The sequence below is a fragment of the Enterovibrio nigricans DSM 22720 genome (assembly GCF_900167155.1).
In the GTDB taxonomy this organism is placed as follows: Bacteria; Pseudomonadota; Gammaproteobacteria; order Enterobacterales; family Vibrionaceae; genus Enterovibrio; species Enterovibrio nigricans.
In genome coordinates this window covers 1-1,491 of the sequence record NZ_FUXU01000215.1, presented here as the reverse complement: position 1 = coordinate 1,491, position 1,491 = coordinate 1, and the positions used below count along the sequence as shown (strand labels likewise).

Sequence of the window (1,491 nt, the reverse complement as noted above, 5' to 3'; positions counted from 1 at the left end):
AGGTTTAGACATGAGACTACGACGATTGATGGGTGTAGCCGATCAGATCGTAGCTTCTAGATTTAGTTCCATCGATTTAAGCAACAAAGCCCATGCAAGAAGCCGTCGGTTCAATCCTTCAAATGGAAGGCGTCGATACCGTGTGGCAAACAGTGACAGCGTCGGGTGGATTCAGTGGGATTAACTTCGTTCCGTATGAGCAGCGTACTTACTCCGTTTCTGAAGCATTACAGCGTGTTTACTTTACGCTGAAAGAAGTGACGGGCCTTCGTGTCTATCCAACATTGCCGATGCCATTGCCGACAGCGGGTCAATTTGATGTGGAAATGGTGATTCAATCACAAGACAGTTACGACAACATGTTGCCATACGCTTATCAGCTTTTAGAAGCCGCCCAAAATAGCGGTAAGTTTATGTTTGTTGATACCGATCTTAAGATAGATATGCCTCATGCGAAGCTAGAGTTTGATCCTAAACGAATGATGGATTTAGGGATGACGACACAAGCCGTCACTGACCAAATTTCCTTGATGGTGTCAGAGCAAGATGTCACGAGATTTGACAGCAATGGTAAAGCTTATCGTGTTATTCCAATGGTCGATACGCACGCGCTTACGGACAGTGAGTCGTTGCTCGCTTTACAAATAAAAACGCCAAGTGGAGATTTTGTTCCGCTAAGTAGCGTGGCCAACCTGGCGCAAACTGTGAATGTTCGTTCTATTGCGAGGTTCAATCAACTCAATTCGTTTCGTATTCTAGGGGGCTTAGTGCCGGGAACGACACCCGATCAAGCGTTGAAGGTATTAGAGCAAAAAGCGAGTGAGATTTTGCCAGAGGGCTATCAAGTAAACTACGCAGGCAGTTCTCGTCAGTTAAGGCAAGAAGGAAACAGTCTATTTGCCGTACTCGCCGTCGCTTTATTCGTTGTCTATATGGTTTTATCGATCCAATTCAACAGCTTTCGATCGCCATTGGTGGTTTTGCTCGGTTCGGTACCTCTGGCATTAACGGGCGGCATGGTGTTTTCATTTCTCGGTATGACAACGATGAATATCTACGCGCAAATTGGTTTCATTACTTTGGTTGGCTTAGTAGCAAAGAATGGCATTTTAATTACAGAGTTTGCCAATGAACTTCAGCTAAAAGGCCATCAGAAACTTGAGGCGGTGATTACAAGTTCCAAGATGCGGTTAAGGCCTATTTTAATGACAACAGCTGCAACAGTGCTGGGGCACTTTCCATTGGTTCTCGTGACTGGGGCAGGGGCTGAAGCAAGAAACAGTATTGGTATTATTCTCGTGGCTGGCATGATCATTGGAACTGTTTTTACATTGTTTGTTTTGCCTGCTGTTTATTTAGCGATAGCGGAAGATTTGAATCGTCATAAAAGCCAGAAGGTGGTAAGACCCCGCTTCTCTAGACACTCAATAGCTATATAATTGAACAAACTATGAGGTGTTGCTATGAGCGGAAAACGCTATCCAGAAGAAT

The 1,491-nt window shown here is 44.7% G+C and carries 2 protein-coding genes; both read left to right on the top strand.

From position 1 onward, the window contains the following. On the top strand, positions 1–184 hold a 184-nt coding region (locus B5D35_RS25185), incomplete at its 5' end, for a hypothetical protein (RefSeq protein WP_244556736.1). Continuing rightward, positions 123–1,439, top strand: coding sequence for an efflux RND transporter permease subunit (locus B5D35_RS23690; RefSeq protein WP_244556737.1), 1,317 nt, complete (start codon positions 123–125; stop codon positions 1,437–1,439). The genes B5D35_RS25185 and B5D35_RS23690, both read left to right, overlap by 62 nt. Positions 1,440–1,491: the final 52 nt, after the last annotated feature.